17 protein-coding genes are annotated in these 20,796 nt (G+C 68.0%); 11 read left to right on the top strand and 6 right to left on the bottom strand.

From position 1 onward, the window contains the following. Nucleotides 1-80 precede the first annotated feature (80 nt). The 7 genes from C1737_RS18140 (at nt 81) to ag85C (ending at nt 7,330) form a co-directional block, all read left to right on the top strand. A complete protein-coding gene (locus C1737_RS18140; protein WP_102419099.1) occupies nt 81-512 on the top strand; it encodes an MmpS family transport accessory protein in 432 nt (143 codons plus the stop codon). Further along, nucleotides 509-3,427, top strand: a complete 2,919-nt coding sequence (locus C1737_RS18145; protein ID WP_102419100.1) for an RND family transporter — start codon at nt 509-511, stop codon at nt 3,425-3,427. The genes C1737_RS18140 and C1737_RS18145 overlap by 4 nt, the downstream gene beginning before the upstream one ends. Nucleotides 3,428-3,451: 24 nt before the next feature. After that, nucleotides 3,452-3,949, top strand: coding sequence for a metallophosphoesterase (locus C1737_RS18150; protein WP_102419101.1), 498 nt, complete (start codon nt 3,452-3,454; stop codon nt 3,947-3,949). 65 nt (nt 3,950-4,014) lie between these two features. Further along, nucleotides 4,015-4,467, top strand: coding sequence for a MarR family winged helix-turn-helix transcriptional regulator (locus C1737_RS18155; protein ID WP_068096261.1), 453 nt, complete (start codon nt 4,015-4,017; stop codon nt 4,465-4,467). Continuing rightward, entirely contained in the window at nt 4,464-5,294 is an 831-nt protein-coding gene (locus tag C1737_RS18160) for an ATP-binding cassette domain-containing protein (RefSeq protein WP_102419102.1), read from the top strand. Before C1737_RS18155 ends, C1737_RS18160 begins: the two co-directional genes overlap by 4 nt. Then, nucleotides 5,284-6,102 carry an ABC transporter permease gene (locus tag C1737_RS18165; RefSeq protein WP_068096326.1) on the top strand — a complete coding sequence of 273 codons (819 nt, stop codon included), beginning with the start codon at nt 5,284-5,286 and terminating at the stop codon, nt 6,100-6,102. Before C1737_RS18160 ends, C1737_RS18165 begins: the two co-directional genes overlap by 11 nt. A gap of 187 nt (nt 6,103-6,289) precedes the next feature. Further along, nucleotides 6,290-7,330 (top strand): diacylglycerol acyltransferase/mycolyltransferase Ag85C, encoded by a 1,041-nt coding sequence (gene ag85C / locus C1737_RS18170; RefSeq protein WP_068096257.1) that lies wholly within the window; start codon nt 6,290-6,292, stop codon nt 7,328-7,330. 33 nt (nt 7,331-7,363) lie between these two features. Here the strand turns inward: ag85C and C1737_RS18175 are convergent, their stop codons facing one another. From C1737_RS18175 to C1737_RS18190, 4 genes are all read right to left on the bottom strand, one after another. Then, nucleotides 7,364-8,077, bottom strand: coding sequence for a YoaK family protein (locus C1737_RS18175; RefSeq protein WP_067926838.1), 714 nt, complete (start codon nt 8,075-8,077; stop codon nt 7,364-7,366). Nucleotides 8,078-8,116: 39 nt separating this feature from the next. Then, nucleotides 8,117-9,478: a maltokinase gene (locus C1737_RS18180; protein ID WP_067926842.1), complete on the bottom strand. Its 1,362-nt coding sequence runs from the start codon at nt 9,476-9,478 to the stop codon at nt 8,117-8,119. Next, nucleotides 9,478-11,259: a maltose alpha-D-glucosyltransferase gene (gene treS, locus C1737_RS18185; protein WP_068054511.1), complete on the bottom strand. Its 1,782-nt coding sequence runs from the start codon at nt 11,257-11,259 to the stop codon at nt 9,478-9,480. The genes C1737_RS18180 and treS overlap by 1 nt, the downstream gene beginning before the upstream one ends. 121 nt (nt 11,260-11,380) lie before the next feature. Next, a complete protein-coding gene (locus C1737_RS18190; protein WP_102419104.1) occupies nt 11,381-12,430 on the bottom strand; it encodes a S1C family serine protease in 1,050 nt (349 codons plus the stop codon). 176 nt (nt 12,431-12,606) lie between these two features. Here C1737_RS18190 and C1737_RS18195 point away from each other — a divergent pair, with 176 nt between their 5' ends. Then, a complete protein-coding gene (locus C1737_RS18195; protein ID WP_068096255.1) occupies nt 12,607-13,023 on the top strand; it encodes a TIGR03668 family PPOX class F420-dependent oxidoreductase in 417 nt (138 codons plus the stop codon). Between the two features lie 165 nt (nt 13,024-13,188). Continuing rightward, nucleotides 13,189-15,345 (top strand): elongation factor G-like protein EF-G2, encoded by a 2,157-nt coding sequence (locus C1737_RS18200; protein ID WP_102419105.1) that lies wholly within the window; start codon nt 13,189-13,191, stop codon nt 15,343-15,345. 4 nt (nt 15,346-15,349) lie between these two features. Here C1737_RS18200 and C1737_RS18205 read toward each other — a convergent pair whose 3' ends face one another. Continuing rightward, nucleotides 15,350-16,942: a FadD7 family fatty acid--CoA ligase gene (locus C1737_RS18205; protein WP_102420007.1), complete on the bottom strand. Its 1,593-nt coding sequence runs from the start codon at nt 16,940-16,942 to the stop codon at nt 15,350-15,352. Between the two features lie 255 nt (nt 16,943-17,197). On the opposite strand from C1737_RS18205, the gene oxc reads away from it, so the two are divergent. After that, nucleotides 17,198-18,910, top strand: coding sequence for an oxalyl-CoA decarboxylase (gene oxc / locus C1737_RS18210; protein WP_102419106.1), 1,713 nt, complete (start codon nt 17,198-17,200; stop codon nt 18,908-18,910). Here the strand turns inward: oxc and C1737_RS18215 are convergent. Next, nucleotides 18,894-19,826 (bottom strand): LysR family transcriptional regulator, encoded by a 933-nt coding sequence (locus tag C1737_RS18215; protein ID WP_102420008.1) that lies wholly within the window; start codon nt 19,824-19,826, stop codon nt 18,894-18,896. The two genes, oxc and C1737_RS18215, sit on opposite strands and share 17 nt — an antisense overlap. Nucleotides 19,827-20,018: 192 nt before the next feature. Between C1737_RS18215 and C1737_RS18220 the strand changes: the two genes are divergently transcribed. Next, complete coding sequence (locus C1737_RS18220) at nt 20,019-20,774, top strand: L,D-transpeptidase family protein (RefSeq protein WP_067919498.1); 756 nt, start codon at nt 20,019-20,021, stop codon at nt 20,772-20,774. Nucleotides 20,775-20,796: the final 22 nt, after the last annotated feature.

Consider the following 20,796-nt stretch of genomic DNA (forward strand, 5'->3'; position numbering starts at 1 on the left):
CCGAACGGCCCTATTGGCTGCGGTGACGCGGGCCGAGACTCCATAGCGGGGGACCCGGTCACGAGGGAGAGGAAACGTCAGTGTCCACGTTTCTGAGACGGGCTTGGGTACCGCTCGTCGTTGTGGTGGCGGTTGCCCTCGGCGGCGTGGCCGTCGATCGGCTGCGCGGCGTCTTCGGCTCCGAAGAGATCTTCACCGTGACCGGCAGCAGCGCCGCGCCTCTCGAGCCCTCGCATATCAAGCAGGTGACATACGAGATCTACGGGCCCAGCGACACGACGGGAAGCGTGAGCTACTTGGACAAGAACGCACAGCCGGCACAGGCCAACTTCACCAACCTCCCCTGGAGCTTCACGATCGCCACGACGGTGCCCGCCGTGATCGCCAACGTGGTGGCGCAGGGCGATAGCGACAAACTCGGGTGCCGCATCACCGTCAACGGCGTGGTCAAGGACGAGCAGTCCTCGGCCGGGCGCCACGCCCAAATTTCCTGTCTGGTGAAGGCCGCATGAACACCGACACCGACACCCGCCCGAGGTTCATGCGGTTCGTCCGCACCTTCGCGTGGCCGATCATCATCGGCTGGCTGCTGCTCACCGTTGCCTTGAACGTGCTTGTGCCGCCGATCGAATCGGTCGCACGCAAACACGCGGTGACCATGTCGCCGCAGGATGCGCCGGCGATGATCGCCGCCAAACGGATGGGCGCGACCTTCCACGAGTCGGATTCCGACAGCATCGCGATGATCGTCCTCGAGAGCGATAAGCAACTCGGCGACGAGGCGCACCGCTATTACGACGGCCTGGTGAGCAAGTTGCAGGCGGATCCCAAGCACGTGCAGCACGTCCAGAACGTGTGGGGGGACCCGCTCACCGCCGCCGGCGTCCAGAGCAAGGACGGCAAAGCCGCCTACGTCCAGCTCAACCTGGCCGGCAACCAGGGCAGCACCCTGGGCAATGAATCCGTCGACGCGGTACGCAAAATCGTCGACAAGTCCGATCCGCCCCGCGGGCTGAAGGTCTACGTGACCGGCCCGGCGCCGCTGACGACGGACATGAACGAGGCCGCCGACAAGAGCATGTTCAAGATGATGGGCGTCACCGGTGTGGTCATCATGATCATGCTGTTCATCGCCTATCGGTCCGTCAGCACCGTGCTGCTGGTTCTGGTGATGGTCGGCTTTGAAATGGGCACGGCCAGAGGGCTTGTCGCGCTGCTGGGGAATTACGAGCTGTTGGGGTTCTCGACGTTCGTCGTCGCCATGTTGTCATCGTTGGCGATCGCGGCCGGAACCGACTACGCGATCTTCCTGATCGGGCGCTACCAAGAGGCGCGCCAGGCGGGGCAGGACCGGGAAACGGCCTACTACACCATGTTTCGCGGGACCTCGCACATCATCCTGGGCTCGGGTTTGACGATCGCGGGGGCCACCTTCTGCCTGCACCTGGCGCGCCTGTCCTATTTCAAGGCGCTGGGCATTCCGTCCGCGCTGGGGCTGCTCGTCGTCGTTGCGGGAGCGATGACCGCGGCCCCGGCCGTGGTCGCCGTGGCGACCCGGTTCGGGCTACTCGACCCGCGCCGGATGATCAAGACCCGCGGATGGCGGCGCATCGGCACCGCGACGGTGCGCTGGCCGGGCCCGGTGTTCGCGGCGTCGTTGGTCATCGCCATCGTCGGCATCCTCATCATGCCGAGCATGAAGATCAGCTACAACGACCGCTTCTACACCCCCCAGAACGTGCCGTCGAACGTCGGATACGCCGCCGCCGAACGCCATTTCAGCGCCGCGACGATGAATCCCGACATCCTCATGATCGAGAGCGATCACGACATGCGGAACAGCGGCGACATGATCATCCTGGACAGACTCGCCAAGGACATCTTCCGGTCACCGGGAATCGCGATGGTGCAAAGCATCACCCGGCCATTGGGCGGGCCGATCGAACACACCTCGATACCGTTCCAGATCAGCGCGCAATCGATCCCGATCCAAGAGAACCTCCAGTTCATGAGGGACCGCACGGCGGACATGCTGAAGATGAGTGATGACCTCGGCGCGATGATCGGCTCGATGCAGCGGATGCAGGGCCTGCTCGGGCAGATGAGCGGCGCGACGCACCGCATGGTCGGCGACATGCACGACATGCAGGCGACGCTGGACGAAATGCGGGATCACCTGGCGGATTTCGATGACTTCGCGCGACCGCTCCGCAGCTATCTGTACTGGGAACAGCACTGCTACAACATTCCGGTCTGCTGGGCGACGAGGTCGGTGTTCGAGGCGATCGACGGGGTGGACAAGTTCAGCGAGAACATGAGCACCCTGATCAAGGACGTGGACAACATCGACGCGATCATCCCGCAGATGGCCGCGCAGTTCCCGCCGATGATCGCCGTCGCCAAATCCATGCAGGGGACGCTTCTCACGATGCACAGCAGCTTCTCGGGCCTGGTCACGCAGATGGCTCAGATGACCGACACGGCCAGCGCAATGGGGCAGGCCTTTGACGCCTCCCGCAGTGGCGACTATTTCTATCTGCCGCCGGAGGCCTTTCAAAATCCCGACTTCCAGCGCGGTCTGAAGCTCTTCTTGTCTCCGGACGGGAAGGCCGCGCGCTTCATCATCACCCACGATGCAGATCCGGCCACCCCGGCGGGCATCTCGGCCGTCATGCCGGAACTGGCCGCCGCGCATCAGGCGGTGAAGGGCACGACCCTGACGGGGGCCAAGTTCTACCTCGCCGGTACGGCGGCCATCTACCGCGACATCCAGTCCGGCTCGCACTACGACCTGCTGATCGTGGGACTCGCGGCGCTGACGCTGATCTTCGTCGTGATGGTGATCATCACGCGGGCTCTGGTCGCGTCCCTGGTGATCGTCGGGACGGTGTTGCTGTCGCTGGGCGCCGCCTTCGGGCTCTCGGTGCTGGTGTGGCAACACCTCTTCGGCCTGGATTTGAACTGGATCGCGCCGGTGTTCGGGTTGATCATCCTGCTGGCCGTCGGCTCGGACTACAACCTGCTGCTGGTGTCGCGGTTCCAGGAGGAGATCGGCGCCGGCCTCAAGACCGGCATCATTCGATCCATGGGCGAGACCGGTGGGGTCGTCACGACGGCGGGGCTCGTCTTCGCCTTCACCATGATGTCGATGGTCGCCAGCGATCTGCGCTCGATCGGCCAGGCGGGCAGCACGATCGGTCTGGGCCTGCTGTTCGACACGTTGATCGTGCGGTCGTTGATGACGCCGTCGATCGCCGCGTTGCTCGGGCGGTGGTTCTGGTGGCCGATACGAGTGCGCCCGCGGCCCGCCAGCTCCATGCTGCGGCCCTTCGGTCCGCGTCGCGTGGTTCGATCGCTCCTGCTGGGCGAGCCCGCCGATGCGCCTGCCCCCAGGTCCGAAAAGACCATGGCGTCGATGCCGGGCTGACGACCGCCGGCGCAAGATGGGGCTGTGCGGCTACTGCTGATTTCGGACACCCACGTCCCCAACCGCGCCCGCGACTTGCCCGCGCGGGTGTGGGATGAGGTGGCTGCGGCCGACGTCGTCGTGCACGCGGGCGATTGGGTGGCGACCGACCTGCTCGACGAGCTCGAGAGCAGGTCGGCCCGGCTGGTGGCCTGCTGGGGAAACAACGACGGTCCCGCGTTGCGCGCGCGCCTGCCGGAACGCGCGGATGTGACCCTGGCGGGCGTGCGGTTCACCGTGGTGCACGAGACCGGCGCCGCGGCCGGGCGCGAGGCGCGGATGTCGAGGCTGTACCCCGACACCCAGGTCCTGGTGTTCGGGCACAGCCACATCCCCTGGGACACCACCAGCGGAACCGGCCTGCGACTGCTCAATCCGGGCTCGCCGACCGATCGCCGCCGGCAGCCGTTCTGCACCTATATGACCGCCTCCGTCGACGACGGGGCCATCACCGACGTCATCCTGCATCGACTTTCGAAGTAGCCGATACTTAACCGACGCACAGCGCCCGCACATAAATAGCTCGGCTACAGAGGTATTCTGGAAGGGTGCATACGAGTACCGATGTGGTCGCCGAGGTGTTTCGCGTCGTCGGCCGGTTCCGCAGGCAGCTGCGACGGTCCGCCGGCCGGGGCTTCGACTCGGCGCGGCTCAGCGAATCGCAGTCCGAGCTGTTGTGGCTGGTGGGCCGGCAACCCGGCATCTCGGTGAACGCCGCCGCCGCCGAGCTCGGACTGGCTCCCAACACCGCGTCAACCCTGGTGTCGAAGCTGGTGTCCGGGGGTTTGCTCATCCGGACCGTCGGCGACACCGACCGCAGGGTCGGCCGGTTACACCTGGCCGAGCCCGCCCAGCAGATCGTCGACGCGTCTCGGGCGGCGCGACGAGAGGCGCTGGCGGAAGTGCTCGCCGAACTCGACGACGATCAAATCGAGGCATTGACAAGAGGATTGGAGGTCATAGAGATGATGACCAGGACACTGCAGGAGCGACGGTCATGAGCGCATCAATGCCGATGGCCATCGACGCCAGGCACCTGAGTTATCGGTATGGCCAGTTCACCGCCGTCAACGACGTGACGTTGCAGGTGCGCCCCGGGGAAACCATGGGCCTTTTGGGCCCGAACGGCGCCGGGAAGACGACCATCGTCCGGATGCTCACCACGCTGGCGCCGGTGCAGCAGGGTGAGTTGCGGATCTTCGGGCTGGACGCGCGCCGCCAGACGACCGACATTCGCAGCAACATCGGGTATGTGCCGCAACAGCTCTCGATCGAGCCCGCGCTGACCGGCCGCCAGAACGTCGAGTGGTTCGCGCGGCTCTACGGTGTGCCCCGGGCCGAGCGTTCCGACCGGGTCGGGCAGGCGCTGGCCGCCATGGACCTGCTCGACGTGTCCGATCGGCTGGCCGCGGCCTACTCCGGCGGCATGGTTCGGCGCCTCGAGGTGGCACAGGCGCTGGTGAACCGCCCGTCGCTGCTGGTGCTCGACGAACCGACCGTCGGGCTGGATCCGATTGCGCGGGACGGCGTCTGGACACAGGTGCAGGAGATGCAGGCGCGGTTCGGGATGACTGTGCTGCTGACCACCCACTACATGGAGGAGGCCGACGCGCTGTGTGATCGCGTCGCGCTCATGCACTGCGGCGAGTTGCGGGCGGTGGGCACACCGGCCAAGCTGAAATCCACCGTTTCGCCGCGGGCGACGCTCGAGGACGTGTTCCGCCACTACGCCGCCTCCGACTTGCAGGGTGAGCCGGCCTCCTCCGAGCCGACGGGTTCGATCCGCGAAATCCGTTCCGCCAGAAAGGTTGCACGCCGTGTCGGTTGATAGCGCCATGCCGGGAACCTTGGTTCGCGCGCCGCGCGGATGGCAGCGGGTGGGCGCCGTGTTCAGCCGCGTCGGCGCGTTCGCGATCGTCGAACTGCAGAAGCTGCAGCACGACAGGACCGAGCTCGTCACCCGCATGGTGCAGCCGGCGCTGTGGCTGTTGATCTTCGGGACCACCTTCAGCCATTTGCACGTCATCCACACGGGATCGGTCTCATACCTGGCCTTCCTGGCGCCGGGGATCATCGCCCAGTCGGCGCTGTTCATCTCGATTTTCTATGGGATACAGATCATTTGGGATCGAGACGCGGGCGTGCTGGCCAAGCTGATGGTGACGCCGGCGCCGGCGTCGGCGCTGATCACCGGCAAGGCGTTCGCGGCCGGTGTGCGCTCGGTCGCCCAGGTTGTCGGTGTCATGGCGTTGGCGTATCTGATGAATGTCGGGCTGACGGTCAACCCCCTGCGGATTGTCGCGGCGATGGCCGTCGTCATGCTGGGCGCCGCGTTCTTCGCCTGCCTGTCGATGACGCTGGCCGGCCTGGTGCGCAGCCGCGATCGCCTGATGGGGATCGGCCAGGCCATCACGATGCCGTTGTTCTTCGCCTCGAACGCGCTGTACCCGGTGGACGTGATGCCCGCCTGGTTGCACGTGCTGAGCAGGGTCAACCCGCTCAGTTACGAAGTCGACGCCTTACGCGGACTGCTCATCGGGATGCCCTTCAACCCGATGGACGTTGTCGTGCTGGCGGTGGCCGCCGTGCTCGGAATCGCCGCGGCATCAACGCTATTGCGCCGGCTCGTCGCCTAGTTACACCCTCGGTAGCCAATCGTGACCAGTTAGCAACGATTCCCCGCCGACGCCCAATCGTTAGCCAACCGCGATCTGTTGCTCCGGCCGCGACAGGCGATTTGCGTCCTCTCCCCGTGATTCACTGCCCAGCGAACGGATTCGACCGCCGCACGCGGCAGATGAAAGTTGGGATGGGTAGAGGGCTATGAAGTTCTTTTCAGAGTTGCGGAAGTTGCGTGGCGCCGCGGCAACCATGCCGCGTCAGCTGGCGGTCGCGGCCATGGGGGCTGCCCTGATGTCCGGCCTCGTCACCGCGGCCGGCGGCTCGGCCACCGCGGGGGCGTTCTCCAAGCCGGGGCTTCCGGTGGAATACCTGGAGGTGCCGTCACCGTCGATGGGCCGCAACATCAAGGTGCAGTTCGAGGGCGGCGGACCGCACGCGGTGTACCTGCTCGACGGGCTGCGCGCCCAGGACGACTACAACGGCTGGGACATCAACACCCCCGCCTTCGAGGAGTTCTACCAGTCCGGCCTGTCGGTGGTGATGCCGGTCGGCGGCCAGTCCAGCTTCTACAGCAACTGGTACCAGCCGTCGTCGGGCAACGGACAGAACTACACCTACAAGTGGGAGACCTTCCTGACCCAGGAGATGCCGCTGTGGCTGCAGGCCAACAAGCAGGTTTCACCGGCCGGCAACGCCGCGGTGGGCCTGTCGATGTCCGGCGGCTCGGCGCTGATCCTGGCCGCGTACTACCCGCAGCAGTTCCCCTACGCCGCCTCGCTGTCGGGCTTCCTCAACCCGTCCGAGGGCTGGTGGCCGACGCTGATCGGGCTCGCGATGAACGACTCGGGCGGCTACAACGCCAACAGCATGTGGGGCCCGTCGACCGACCCGGCGTGGAAGCGCAACGACCCGATGGTCCAAATTCCGCGGCTGGTCGCCAACAACACCCGGATCTGGGTCTACTGCGGCAACGGGACGCCCAGCGACCTCGGCGGCGACAACATGCCGGCCAAGTTCCTGGAGGGCCTCACGCTGCGCACCAACCAGCAGTTCCAGAACAGCTACGTCGCCGCGGGCGGCCGCAACGGGACGTTCAACTTCCCGGCGAACGGCACGCACTCGTGGCCCTACTGGAACCAGCAGTTGGTCGCGATGAAGCCCGACATCCAGCAGGTGCTGCTCGCCAGCAACACCACCGCCCAGCCGGCCCAACCGGCACAGCCGGCACAACCGGCGGCCTGAACCGCCAAGCCAGCATCGGCAGCAGCGCACCGGTCAGCGCTGCTGCCGATGCTTTTTGTCCTGCCGGTCGTTCAACAGCGCCCGGCGATCCTGGTGAAAGTACGTGTAGATGGTCGTCAGCGTGCACACCACCGCGGCGAACACCAGCATCCAGGTCCCGTTGACCACGACGCTGATGAAGCCGCCGATCGCGGCGCCCACGACGAAGCTGGCGAACAGCAGGAAATAACCGAGCCAGTCCGCGGCTTTCCCCCCGGCCAGGTGGCGCTCGATGCCCTGGCCCATTTTGACCATCGTTCCGGTCACGTAACTCAGCGGAACCGACACTTCCCCGTTCTTGACGAACGACGTGTTCAGCGCGCCGGTGCCGAACGCCATCAACACGATCGGCGCGAAGTCGAGGAAGTTCTCCTCCCACCCTTCGTCCAAGACGTCGACCACCGCCGCCGCCACCAGGCTGACGGTGGTCAGCACGGTGGGGCCGTGCGGGTGGTCCACCCAGAAGTGCCGCCGGCACATGGAGGCGATCACCACGCCGGCGAGGAACGCCACCATGAGCAGCCCGGCGCTCGCGGCGAGCCACGGTTGGTGGCTGAAGTACGCCAGCACCCCGCGCTGCGCGTTCCCTGTCATGAAGACCACGAAGTATCCCGCGGAGTGGGTGAACGAGATCGCCCCGATGATGCCGGCTAGCGCCGCCAGCACCCAGGACAACCGCGCCTCGCTGTCGAAGATCTCGCTATTCACACGGACATGGTTCCAGAAGCCCGCGTTACTCGCAGATCATCAGAGTTTGCTATGAGAGGCGGTGAGCCGGGCGATGGAGCGCAGCGGAATTGGCAACCAGTGGGGACGGTGCCGCGCCTCGTAGCCGGCCTCGTAGACGGCCTTGTCCAGTTCATAGGCGGCCAGCAGGTCGGCCGCATCGCGCGGGTCGACCCCCGACGCGGCGGCGTACCCCTCGCAGAACGCGGTCCGGTTGCGCTCGACCCATTCGCGGGCGCGGGCGGCCAGTTGCTTGTCGTCCGCCTGGTCCACCAGCGGTCCGTACGCGGCGTATTCGAACGACCGCAGCACGCCGGCCACGTCGCGCAGCGGTGAATCCGGGGCCCGGCGCTCATCGAGCGGCTGGCCCGGCTCGCCCTCGAAGTCGATCAGCAGCCAGCTTTCCGGGGTTCGCAGCACTTGGCCGAGGTGCAGGTCGCCGTGCACCCGCTGGACGGTGATCGCCTCACCGGCCAGCTTGGAGAAGCGCTCCTCGATGGTCGACGCGTACTCCTGCAGTTCGGGCACCTTCGCCACGGTCGACGACAGCCGCGCCAGCACGGTGTCGACCGGGAAGGCGGATTGCGCCGTGCCGAGGGACTCGGCCAGGGTGGCGTGCACGGATGCCACGGCCTCGCCCAGCCGGCAGGACTCGCCGGCGAAGTCGCCGCCGACCTCGTGGGCGTACAGGTCGCCCTCCGCGAACAGGTCGCGCACGCTGGCGGTGGCCATCGCCCACCCTTCCGCGGCGTTGGACGCGAACTCGGTCACCATGCCGAGCGGCCACGCGTCGTCGGCCGTGCCGTCGGGGGCGGCCATCTCGTAGGTGCCGAGCAGCCGGGCAACGTGCGGGTTGCCGGCGCGGCCCAGCACCCGGTTCAGCTCGATGTCGGGGTTGATGCCGCTGCTGACCCGGCGAAACGCCTTGAAGATGGCGTCGCGGTCGAAGATGACGCTGGTGTTGCTCTGTTCGGCGTCCGAGACGTGGGGCAACGCCTCCAGGGGCAGCGTGACGCCGGGTTCCTTGACGAACCGCACCTCGGTGCCGGACGCGCTCCGAACTGCCGACGAGTCGATCAACGACAGCAGGAACTGCGGCGCGTCCGTGTCGTACAGGCCGTCGAAACCGGTGCGGTCGCCGGCGGCGCCGATGGTGGCGACCGTGCTGTACTCGGAGACCGGCGCGGTATCCCAGCGCACGATCACCTGGTAGCGCTCCGACGAGCCGTCCGCGTACTGGGCGTCGACCAGGACCAGGTCCAGGTCGTCGCGGAACGGGACGACGACGGCGGCCTCGGCGGAGGTCAGTTCCCGGTTGCGTCCGGCGTACCACCGTTGCTGTGGGAGCCAGTCCGACCAGGGCAGCTTGGCGGGCTCAGTCATCAGCGCCGCTCCTCCTCATCCTCACATGCGGTCAGCTGGAACCAGTAGAAACCGTGTCCGGGCAACGTCAGCAGGTAGGGCAGGTGCCCGATCCGCGGAAATTCGACGTGCCCGGTCAGTTCCACCGGCGTGCAACCGCTCCAGTGCTGCAGGTTCAGCTCGATCGGCTGCGGGAACCGCGAGAGATTGTTGACGCACAACACCGTGTCGCCGCCGCCTGGCACCTGGCGCACGAACGCCAGCACCGACGGGTTGGAGCCGCCCAGCTCCTCGAACGTGCCGATCGCGAACGCCTCGTGGCGGCGCCGCACGGCCAGCATCATGCGGGTGAAGTTCAGCAGCGACGTGGACGTGTCGCGCTGAGCCTCCACGTTGACGGCCTGGTAGCCGTACACCGAGTCCTGGCTGGCCGGCAGGTAGAGCCGGCCCGGGTTGGCCTTGGAGAAGCCGGCGTTGCGGTCCGGTGTCCACTGCATCGGGGTGCGCACACCGTCGCGGTCACCCAGCCAGATCACGTCGCCCATGCCGATCTCGTCGCCGTAGTACAGGACCGGCGAGCCGGGCAGGGACAGCAGCAACGCGGTGAACAGCTCGATCTGGTTGCGGTCGTTGTCCAGCAGCGGTGCCAGGCGGCGCCGGATGCCGACGTTCGCCTTCATCCGCGGGTCCTTGGCGTACTCGGAGTACATGTAGTCGCGCTCTTCGTCGGTGACCATCTCGAGCGTCAGCTCGTCGTGGTTGCGCAGGAAGATGCCCCATTGCGCCATGTCGGGGATTTCCGGCGTCTGCGCCAGGATCTCCGAGATCGGAATGCGCGACTCCCGGCGAACCGCCATGAAGATGCGCGGCATCAGCGGGAAGTGGAACGCCATGTGGCATTCGTCGCCGCCGGTGCTGGTGTCGCCGAAGTACTCGACGACATCGGCCGGCCACTGATTGGCCTCGGCCAGCAGCACCCGGCCCGGGAACTCGTCGTCGACGACCTTGCGCACGCGCTTGAGGAAGGCGTGCGTCTCGGGCAGGTTCTCGCAGTTGGTGCCCTCCCGCTCGAACAGGTAGGGCACCGCGTCCAGCCGGAACCCGTCGATGCCCAGCCCGAGCCAGAAGCGGAGAACGTCGATCATGGCTTCCTGCACGGCCGGGTTCTCGTAGTTCAGGTCCGGCTGGTGGGAGAAGAACCGGTGCCAATAGAACTGTTTGCGCACCGGGTCGAAGGTCCAGTTGGACTCCTCGGTGTCGACGAAGATGATCCGGGCGTCGGTGTACTTCTCGCTGGTGTCGCTCCACACGTAGAAATCGCCGTACGGGCCGTCGGGGTCGTGCCGCGACTCCTGGAACCAGGGGTGTGAATCCGAGGTGTGGTTCATCACCAGGTCGGTGATGACCCGGATGCCCCGCTCGTGCGCGGCGTTGAGCAACGCGACGAAGTCCTCCACCGTGCCGAAGTCGGGCAGCACCTTGTAGAAGTCCCGGATGTCGTAGCCGCCGTCGCGCAGCGGCGAATCGTAGAAAGGGGGCAGCCAGATGCAGTCGATGCCCAGCCATTGCAGGTAGTCCAGGCGTCCCAGGAGTCCGCGCAGGTCACCCGACCCGTCGGCGTTGGCGTCGAAGAACGCCCGCACCAGCACCTCGTAGAAAACGGCGTGCTTGAACCACGTCGGGTCGGTGGGCAGCGCGGCGGCGTTGTCGAAGTCGTCGGACTCCGGGTGCTCGACGACACCGTCCTGAACGTGACTGCCCCCTGCGGGATGGTGCTCGACCGCTTCTCTTGCGTCGTTCATCAAATCCACGATGCCACGTGTACCCGAGGCGCGACATTCGGAATCACGCCCGCTGGCATGCGACGAAACGCGCTTGGCGACAACCGAATTGACCACCCAGCGCGCATCGTCGGTGCGGGTGTCAGGCCGGCGGCCCGTCGCCCAGCGTCACGTTCGTGGTGCGTTCGCCGCCGCCGGCGGAGCGGTACTGCACCGCGATGTTGTCGCCGGGGTGGTGCGGGACGAGGACGTCCGTCATCGACGTGGCCCCGGTGATGGCGACGTTGTCGACCCCGGTGATGACGTCACCCGGCGAGATCCCGGCCGACGCGGCGGGGCCGCCGGTGACCACGCGTTCGACGCGCGCACCGTTGCCGTTGCTGTCGGTGACACCCAGGCCGAGGAACGCGGTCGGGCCGATGTGCACGGTGTTCGAGCCGGCGCCCGACCTGATCTGCCCGGCCACGCCCATCGCGTGGCCGATCGGGATGGCGAAGCCCTGTCCGCCGCCCGACATCTTGTAGTTGTCGGTGGCGGCCGTGTTCACGCCGACGACCTGCCCGTCGTTGTTGACCATCGGTCCGCCGGAGTCCCCGGGCCTGATCGGCGTGTCGGCCTGGATCAGCCCGCCGAGCGACTCGTTGGCGCCGGTCAGGGTGTCGGTCGCCGAGACGCTCTGGTTCAGCGCGATGACCTTGCCCGAGACGGCGCTGGGCGTTCCGCCCTGGCCGCCGGCGTTACCCATCGCCACGACCGGCTGGCCCACGCTGACCCCGCCGCCGATGGCGGCCGTCGGGAGCCCGGCGGCGCCGCGCAGTTGCAGCACCGCGATGTCCTGGCTGCGGTCATAACCGACCACGTCGACGGCGTAGGTCTGGCCGTTGCCGACGTCGAAGGCGCTGATGTCGGTCGCGCCGGAGATGACGTGGTTGTTGGTCAGCACGACGCCGTTGGGGTCGATCACGATGCCGGTCCCGGCGCCCACGGCATTGTTGTAGCCGAACTTGGTGTTGATGTTGACCACCTGCGGCCCGACCTGGCCGACCAGTGCCGCCGCATCGACTGGAGCCTGCGGCCGGGGGATCGGCGATGCGACCGCCGGGGCGGTGCCCAGACCGAGGCCCAGCCCGACCACGGCCAGCACGCTCGCCAACCATGACCAGCACACCGAGCGGTGGTGCGATTTGCTCATCCCGTCACCCTTCCTGCGTCGCGGAAAACACCGAACTGTCCCGGCCTTGCGGTTCTGGGCGGCACAATCGTGTGTATATAACCGTAATGCAGGTAGCTATGCACGGCACTGGCGAGGTTCTGATCAGCCGCGATGGTCTCCCGGCCGCCCGGATGACCGGCGTCTAGGCTGACACGGTGGGCGGATTCGACGCCAAGGCCAGGTTCGGTGAATCGCCGGTGGCCCGGTTGGCCACGGTCACGCCGGCCGGCCTCCCCCACCTGGTTCCGGTGGTATTCGCCGTCGCCGAGGACTCCCCCGACGTGCTGTACACCGCCGTCGATGCGAAACCGAAGACGACGCGGCGGCTGCGGCGGCTGGCCAACATCGAAAACGACCCGCACGTGAGCCTGCTCGTCGACCACTACGCCGACGACTGGGCGCGGCTGTGGTGGGTGCGAGCCGACGGGGCTGCGACCGTCCACACCGAGGGGCCGGCGATGGCGTCCGCGTACCGGCTGCTGCGCGCCAAATATCCCCAGTATCAATCCGTCTCGCTGGACGGTCCCGTGATCGCGGTCGCGGTGCACCGCTGGTCCAGCTGGCACGCCTGACGGCAACTCCCGGCTTCCCGTCGGGCCGACGCAATTGTGGCCGGCCCGTGGCCTTGTGTTGGGCCGCGGTTGGGGGAAAAGTTGCTTACAGACCCTGTGAGCCAGAACACACCGCGACTGGGGTGCCCCAGCGGTGATGCGGCCGGGGAGGACTGGAGGAATGTCATGGCGGACAAGGCGAACGCTGCCCAGGGCGCGGCGGCCGCTCCCATCGCGAAGGGTCCCGGCGATGTGCGCAACATCGTCCTCGTCGGGCCCTCGGGCGGCGGCAAGACCACCCTGGTCGAGGCGCTGTTGGTCGCCGCAGGGGTGTTGACCAGGGCGGGCTCGGTGACCGACGGCAGCACCGTCTGCGACTACGACGACGCCGAGATCCGCCAGCAGCGCTCGGTCGGCCTTGCCGTCGCCTCCCTGGCGCACGACGGCGTCAAGATCAACCTGGTCGACACGCCCGGCTATGCCGACTTCGTCGGCGAGCTGCGGGCCGGCTTGCGCGCCGCCGACTGCGCGCTGTTCGTGATCGCGGCCAACGAGGGTGTCGACGAACCCACCAAATCGCTGTGGCAGGAATGCGATCAGGTCGGCATGCCCCGCGCCGTGGTGATCACCAAGCTCGACCACACCCGCGCCAACTACTCCGAGGCGCTGGCGGCCGCGCAGAACGCGTTCGGCGACAAGGTGTTACCGCTCTACCTGCCGACCGGCATGCCGTCCTGCGAAGGCCTGATCGGGTTGCTGTCGCAGACGCGCTACCAGTATTCCGGCGGCAAGCGGACCGCGCAGGCGCTGGACCCGTCGGACGCCGAGCGGATCGAGGAGGCGCGCGGGGCCCTGATCGAAGGCATCATCGAGGAGTCCGAGGACGAGTCGCTGATGGATCGCTACCTCGGCGGTGAGTCCATCAACGAGGCGGTGCTCATCGAGGACCTGGAGCGGGCCGTCGCCCGGGCGTCGTTCTTCCCGGTGATCCCTGTGTGCAGCGGCACCGGCGTCGGCACCCTGGAATTGCTGGAGGTCGCCACCCGCGGCTTCCCGTCCCCGATGGAACACCCGCTCCCGGAGGTGTTCACGCCCCAGGGCGCCACGCACGCGACGCTGACCTGCGATCCCGGCGCGCCCCTGCTCGCGGAGGTGGTGAAGACGACGTCGGATCCCTACGTCGGACGGCTCAGCCTGGTCCGGGTGTTCTCCGGGACCATCAGGCCCGACACGACGGTTCATGTGTCGGGCCACTTTGCGTCGTTCTTCGGTTCGGTCAACGGGAACGGCAGCACGCACCCCGACCACGACGAAGACGAGCGCGTCGGCGCCCTGTCGTTTCCGCTGGGCAAGCAGCAGCGGCCCGCGGCGGCCGTGGTGGCCGGCGACATCTGCGCGATCGGCAAGCTGAGCCGCGCCGAGACCGGCGACACCCTCTCGGACAAGGCGGAGCCGCTGGTGCTCAAACCGTGGACGATGCCCGAACCCCTGCTGCCGGTCGCCATCCAGGCGCACGCCAAGACCGACGAGGACAAGCTGTCGGTCGGGCTGGGCCGGCTGGCCGCCGAGGACCCGACGCTGCGCATCGAGCAGAACCCCGAGACCCACCAGATCGTGTTGTGGTGCATGGGCGAGGCCCACGCCGGTGTCGTTCTCGACGCGCTGGCCAACCGGTACGGCGTCACCGTGGACACCGTGGAGCTGCGGGTCCCGTTGCGCGAGACGTTCGGCGGCAAGGCGAAAGGCCACGGCCGGCACGTCAAGCAATCGGGCGGGCACGGCCAGTACGCGGTGTGCGACATCGAAGTGGAACCGCTGCCGGAGGGCTCCGGGTTCGAGTTCCTCGACAAGGTGGTCGGCGGCGCGGTGCCGCGGCAGTTCATCCCGAGCGTGGAGAAGGGCGTGCGCGCGCAGATGGAGAAGGGCGTGCACGCCGGCTACCCGGTGGTCGACATCCGGGTCACGCTGCTCGACGGCAAGGCGCACAGCGTCGACTCCTCGGATTTCGCGTTCCAGATGGCCGGGGCGCTGGCGTTGCGCGAGGCGGCCGCGGCGACGAAGGTGAGCCTGCTCGAGCCGATCGACGAGATTTCGGTGCTGGTGCCCGACGACTTCGTCGGCGCGGTGATGGGCGACCTGTCGGGTCGCCGCGGCCGGGTGCTCGGTACCGAGACCGCGGGCGAGCGCACGCTGGTGCGGGCCGAGGTGCCCCAGGTGGAGTTGACGCGCTACGCGATCGACCTGCGCTCGCTGGCCCACGGCGCCGCGTCGTTCAACCGGGCCTTCGCCCGCTACGAACCCATGCCGGAGGCCGCGGCCACCCGGGTGAAGGCGACCGTCTGAACCGTCACGCCCCGCGCCCGAACCGCTGGGCGACCGCGCGGCGGTCCAGCGACCCTTTCGCGGTGTGCGGTAACTCCGCGGCCTGCTGGAAGCTGGCCGGCACCTCGAAGGGCGCGAGCCGGTCGCGGGCGAACGACGTCAGCTCGTCCGGGGTCGGCGCGGCCGATCCCCGGGGGACGATCACCGCGGCCACCGTCTCGCCGTACAGCGTGTCGGGCATGCCGAAGACGGCCACCTCCAGCACGCCGGGATGGCTGCCCAGCACGCCCTCGACGCGTTCCGGGGAGATCTTCTCCCCGCCCCGGTTGATGAGTTCCTTGATCCGGCCGCGGATGACCAGCTCGCCGGCCGCCGACAGCGTTCCCAGGTCACCCGTGCGCAGCCACCCGTCGGTGAAATTGGCGGCCGTGATCGCCGGGTCGCCGAGGTAGCCCCGGACCACAGTGGGGCCGTGCAGCCACACCTCGCCGACCTCCCCCGGCGGCACCGGCCGCCCGTCGGGCCCGACGATCCGGATCTCCGGCCCGGTCGACCGGCCGACCAGACCCGGTGTGGCGGCTGGGTTTTCGGTGTGGCCGATCTCGGTCGTCGCCACCTGGTGGGTGGCCTCGGTCATGCCGAAGGCGCACACCACCGGGGCCGTGAAGGTGCCCTGCAGCGCCTGCGCCGTTTCGGCGGTGAGCGGGGCGCTGCAACTGCGGATGAAGCGCAACGCGGAGCTACCCTCTCGGCCGGTGCCCGCCCGCTCCAACAGGATCTGATGAATCGTCGGGACCGCCGTGTACCAGGTGGCGCGGACGGCATCGATGTCGTCCCAGAAGGTGTGCGCCGAGAACCGACCGCGGGCCGGTAGCAGCACCGTTCCCCCGGACACCAGGGTCGCCAGCAGCGCGGCGAGCAGCCCGTGACCGTGGTAGAGCGGCATCACCGCCACGGTGGCGTCCCGGGGGCCGAGCCCGTATCCGGCGATGATGGCGTGCACCGAGCCGGCGATGTTGCCGCGGGTCCACGGGACCATCTTCGGCACCCCGGTGGTACCGCCGGTGAACATGATCATGGCATCGTCGTCGCGCAGGCCCTCGGGCGTCGAAAACTGTTGCGCGGGAGCGGCGGTGGTGTCCACGTCGACGGCCGGGGTGCCGCCCGCGCCGCCGGGCGTCACCGCGAGCGGCCACCACGGCAGGTGCCGTCCCTCGTCGTCGGCGGGTGCCGCGCCGTCGATGAGGACCACCCTGGCGCCCACGGCCTCGCTGCGAGCGCGCTGTTCCCCGACCGGCAGGGCCGGATCCAGCGGGACGGCGACCAGGCCGGCCCGGGAAGCCGCCAGCAGCCCGACGACGAACTCGGCATTGCTTCCGGAGCGCAGGGCGACACGGTCGCCCGCGCGCAGCCCGCCCCGGGCCAGCTGCCCCGCCAGGTCGTCGGCCAGCCGGAGCAGATCGCGGTAGCTGACCCGCACCCGATCGGAGGTGACGACCAGCGCGGGCGCCTCCGGGGATCGGTGCCCCGCCTCCTCGACCAGATCGGTGATGCCCGGCCCCGGCGTCTGGGCCGAGCCCGTGCCGCCGATGATCTCTTCCGGCCTCGTCGTCCTCATCGCCGCGCTCCCTTTCGCCCTCGTCTTGATAAGCATCTGCTCGAACCATGCCCGGCGGCCCGGCCGCCCGTCCAATAGTGGTTCGCTCACGACCGATAACCACTGACTATCGACGCGACCGAATACCACGCTGCCAGCGCCGATAGACGTCGTGAATCGCTGCATAGCGGCTCCGTCTTGGACACCCGGCGGGTGGCCGCGTCAGAGTAAGGGCCAAGCGTTTACTACAGCGGAACCACACGAGGAGTCGCCCCCATGACCGCGTCCACGCGTTTGATCGACGGCTTCCATCTGGTGGTGGAGGCGCTCAAGGCCAACGACGTCGACACCATGTACGGGATCGTCGGCATCCCGATCACCGACCTTGCCCGCGTTGCGCAGGCCTCGGGGATCCGTTACATCGGCTTCCGCCACGAGGCTTCGGCCGGCAATGCCGCGGCCGCCGCCGGGTTCCTGACCCGCCGGCCGGGCATCTGCCTGACGACATCCGGACCCGGGTTCCTCAACGGGCTGCCCGCGCTGGCCAACGCCACCGCGAACTGCTTCCCGATGATCCAGATCTCGGGGTCCAGCAATCGGGCCCTGGTCGATTTGCAGCGCGGCGACTACCAGGACATCGACCAGCTCAACGCCGCGCGGCCGTTCGCGAAGGCGGCCTATCGGATCGGCCGGATCGAGGACATCGGGCGCGGGGTCGCGCGTGCCGTCCGCACCGCGATCTCCGGCCGCCCCGGGGGCGTGTACCTCGACATCCCCGGCGACGTGTTGGGGCAGGCGATGGACGCCGCGGCGGCCGCGGACACGGTCTGGCGGATCGTCGACCCGGCGCCACGGCAGCTGCCGGCGCCCGATGCGGTCGAACGCGCGCTGCAGCTGCTGGCGCGTGCGCGGCGACCGTTGATCGTGCTCGGCAAGGGCGCGGCATACGCTCAGGCGGACAATGTGATTCGCGAGTTCGTCGAGACCACCGGGATTCCGTTCCTGCCGATGTCGATGGCCAAGGGGCTGTTGCCGGATTCCCACCCGCAGTCCGCGGCGGCCGCGCGCTCCCTGGCGATCGCAAGGGCGGACGTGGTCCTTCTGGTCGGCGCGCGGCTGAATTGGCTTCTTGGCCACGGGGATTCGCCGCAGTGGTCCGCCGACGCCAAGTTCGTGCAGGTCGACATTGCGCCGTCGGAACTCGACAGCAATCAGCCGATCGCGGGGCCCCTGGTCGGCGACATCGGCTCGGTGATGTCGGCGCTGCGCGACGGCCTCACCGCCCGCCCGGTCACGGCGCCCGCGGAATGGGCCGCGGAGTTGGCCGAGCGCACCGCCCGCAACGACGCCAAGATGTCCGAGCGGCTGGCCGAGGACCCGCATCCCATGCGCTTCTACAACGCGCTCGCCGCGATTCGTGCCGTGCTGCGGGATAATCCGGATGTCTACGTGGTCAACGAGGGAGCGAACGCGTTGGACCTGGCCCGCAACGTCATCGGCATGGAGCTGCCGCGGCACCGGCTGGACACCGGGACTTGGGGCGTCATGGGCATCGGCATGGGTTATGCCATCGCCGCCGCCGTCGAGACCGACCGGCCCGTCGTCGCGGTCGAGGGTGACAGCGCATTCGGCTTCAGCGGCATGGACGTCGAGACGATCTGCCGTTACCGGCTCCCGGTGACCGTGGTCATCCTCAACAACGGCGGCGTCTACCGCGGCGACGAATCCCCCAACGGCCACGATCCGGCCCCCACCGTGTTGAACGCACGTGCGCGTCATGAGCTGATCGCCCAAGCCTTCGGCGGCAAGGGATATCACGTCACCACCCCGGCGGAATTGCGGTCGGCGCTGTCCGAGGCGATCGGCTCCCGGATGCCGTCGGTCATCGACTGCGAGCTCGACCCCGCGGCGGGAGTGGAAAGCGGGCATCTGGCGAGCCTGAACCCGAAAAGTGGGGTTGAGGCCGGAAAGGTCAGTGTCGGAGGGTGATTCGCGATAGCTGCACGTCGAAGAACTCGTTCAGCGACAGCTCCTCGGCGGAGGCGGCGAGCGCGCGGGCGATCGGTGATCCCGGTCCGGCGGAATTGGTGGCCAGGACGATGTCGGCCCTGAGCACCGGATCCACGAGCTCCACCGCGCGGACCTCCGGTCCCAGCGGCGACGTCCACAACCAGGTGTGCGGGACGATGCACGCCCAATTCCCCGCGGCGACCTGAGCCAACAGCGAGGCGACGGAGTCGGTTTCGACCTGCGGAGTCACTTCGATGGAGTGGTCGGCGAAGGCCTTGTCGATGATCTGGCGATCCCGCATGTCGGGACTGAGCAGCGCCAGCGGCAATTGCGCCGCCTCCGGCCAGGTCATGGTCGGCGCGGCGGATCCCAGCATGTCCGCGGGCGACAACAGCACGTAGTGCTCCTGGTATAGCGGCACCAGGTTCATGTCGTGCGCCTCGTCTGGCGCGGCGTGCACGATCGCGGCGTCCAGCTCGAATTCGCGGAGCCGCCGGTACAGTTCGCTGCCCGCCAGCCGGGAAAGGATGTGCACCTTCGCCAATGGGTGCGCCGAGCAGAACGCCGAGAGCACCAATGAAGCCGTCGTGGAGGCGGTCGGCACCGTGCCGAGGCGCAGCATGCCGGTGATGCCCGAGCGCACCGCGTGCACCTCGGCCTTGAATGCGTCGTGCTCGGCGAGAATCCGCCTGGCCCACACCACCAACCGCTCCCCTTCGGGCGTGAGGCCCTCGAAGCTGTGCCCGCGGTTGATCAGCGTGACGTTCAATTCACGCTCCAGCTTGGCGATCGCGGCGGACAGCGCGGGCTGCGACACGAAGCACTTTTCGGCGGCGCGGGCGAAGTGGCGCTCCTGCGCGACCGCAACGAAATACTCCAACTGTCGGAAGAGCACCCGCACCTCCTCGGCCCAGGGAGTTTCGCTGAGGCTAACGTCTCGCCGGCTCGCCAGCCAGTCCCGCGAGCCGATGATCGGATCGTGTTCGTGCTGCCCGGCGAATCGCCAAATGTTTGCTGAAAGTGGCCATGCGGGAATAGCCGGTAGAATACGGTTGTGTCAATCGCACCATCTCGAAGGGCGGGCGCTATGCGTCGAGGTGTTCGTTATCTGTTTGTTATGGTCGCGATCACGGCGATCGGCCTCATCGGATCGACCGGCCGTAGCCACGCCTCCATCCCCGCACCGCAACCCGCCCCCTCGGTTGCCTCGGTTTTGCCGGCTAACGGTGCGGTAGTGGGCGTCGCGCATCCGGTCGTGGTGACGTTCACGGCGCCGGTCGGCGATCGCGCCGCCGTCGAGCGGTCCATCCACGTCGCCTCGCCGAGCAACACGCCCGGACACTTCCAGTGGGTCGAGGACAACGTCGTGCAGTGGGTACCCGACCGGTACTGGCCCGCGCACACCCACGTGTCGGTCGGTGTTCAGGCCCTGACGACGGGCTTCGACACCGGAGACGCGCTCCTCGGTGTTGCCAGCATCTCCGCGCACACGTTCACCGTCAGCCGTAACGGCGAAGTGCTACGCACCATGCCCGCCTCGATGGGCAAGCCCAGCCGGCCCACGCCGATCGGCAATTTCACCGCCCTGGAGAAGCAGCGCACGGTCGTCATGGACTCGCGGACCATCGGGATCCCGCTCAGCTCACCCGAGGGATACAAGATCACCGCCCAATACGCCGTGCGCGTCACCTGGAGCGGCGTCTACGTGCACTCGGCGCCCTGGTCGGTCGACTCCCAGGGCTACGCCAACGTGAGTCACGGTTGCATCAACCTGAGTCCCGACAACGCCGCCTGGTACTTCAACCAGGTGAACGTCGGCGATCCCATCCAAGTCGTCGCCTGACGCCGGATCCGCGCCGCGCTTA

This window comes from Mycobacterium sp. 4858 (genome assembly GCF_900240975.1).
GTDB lineage: Bacteria > Actinomycetota > Actinomycetes > Mycobacteriales > Mycobacteriaceae > Mycobacterium.